Below are 1,185 nucleotides of genomic sequence, written 5' to 3' on the forward strand. Positions count from 1 at the left end.
TGGAGTGCGCCCCTGGGGGTGGACAGGTCGGCTTGATGAATTGACCAGGCTTGCCGGGTTTCCGAAAGTGGAGCCGATGGCAAAACATCGCACTCACAGTATGGAATTCAAACGGCAGGTCGCGCAGGAGTTTCTCTCGGGCGAGACGCTCTACAGTCTGGCAAAGCGCCACGACGTGTCACGCACCTTGCTGCGGATTTGGGTACGCAAGTATGAGCAAGGCGCGTTCGACGATGAGGCTCAGGCCGCCGACCTTGTCCAGGAATACGAGGCGCGGATTGCTGCCCTCGAGCGCCTGGTTGGCAAACAGGCGCTGGAGCTGGAGTTTCTAAAGGGGGCTCTGAAAAGAGCACCACGGCCGAGAAGCGGAACCACATCCGTCATTACCGGCCCGCTGGTATCTCCGTCGCCGAAGGATGCCGGCTGATGGGGATCGCACGCTCTACCTACTATGACGGCCCCGAAAAGCCTGTCGATGACACCTCGATCGTGGAGGCCATGTTTGCCATTTGCGATGAGTTTGAATTTTACGGCTATCGTCGCGTTGGTGCCGCGCTGCGCCAGCAGGGCCTGGTCATCAACCACAAGAAGATCAGGCGGTTAATGCGTCAACACGACCTGCATCCGAAGATCCGCCGTAGGTTCGTCGCGACCACAGACAGCAATCATGACGGCCCGATCTTCCCGAACCTGGCCAAGGATATCGTACCGACCGGCCCCAATCAGCTCTGGGTTTGCGACATCACTTACGTCGCGCTGCCAACCCGCTGCATCTACGTCGCGGTCGTCCTCGATGCCTGGTCACGGTTGATCGTCGGTTATGCCATCAGTCGCAGCATCGACGCGCGTCTGACGGTTGCAGCTTTGAAGGCAGCGATAGAGCGTCGCCGGCCACCACGGGGCTGCGTCCATCATTCCGACCGCGGCTCCCAATACGCAGCTCAGGCATATCGGGATGCACTGGCTGGCGCTGAACTCGTCGGCTCGATGGGCCGCAAAGGCAATCCCTATGACAACGCCAGGGCCGAAAGCCTTATGAAGACGCTGAAGGTCGAAGCGGTCTATCCGATGGCCTATGAAACATTCGAAGACGTCACCGAACACCTTCCCCGCTTCATAGAGGAGGTTTACAACACCCGCAGACTTCATTCAGCGCTCGGTTATCTGAGCCCGCAGCAGTTCGAG

At 59.2% G+C, this 1,185-nt stretch carries 2 protein-coding genes; both read left to right on the plus strand.

The window, feature by feature from the left end:
• Positions 1–76: 76 nt before the first annotated feature.
• Positions 77–427: a transposase gene (locus tag FJ418_RS31765; RefSeq protein WP_246683308.1), complete on the plus strand. Its 351-nt coding sequence runs from the start codon at positions 77–79 to the stop codon at positions 425–427.
• A partial coding sequence (locus FJ418_RS31770; RefSeq protein ID WP_246683310.1) for an IS3 family transposase occupies positions 400–1,185 on the plus strand: 786 nt, incomplete at its 3' end. The genes FJ418_RS31765 and FJ418_RS31770, both read left to right, overlap by 28 nt.

Origin of the sequence: Mesorhizobium sp. B2-8-3, from assembly GCF_006440815.1 — a bacterium.
GTDB lineage: Bacteria > Pseudomonadota > Alphaproteobacteria > Rhizobiales > Rhizobiaceae > Mesorhizobium.

What these genes read in the sequence shown, in the direction of transcription:
- FJ418_RS31765 (WP_246683308.1), top strand. Translation starts at nt 77, where the DNA reads ATGGCAAAACATCGCACTCACAGTATGGAATTCAAACGGCAGGTCGCG.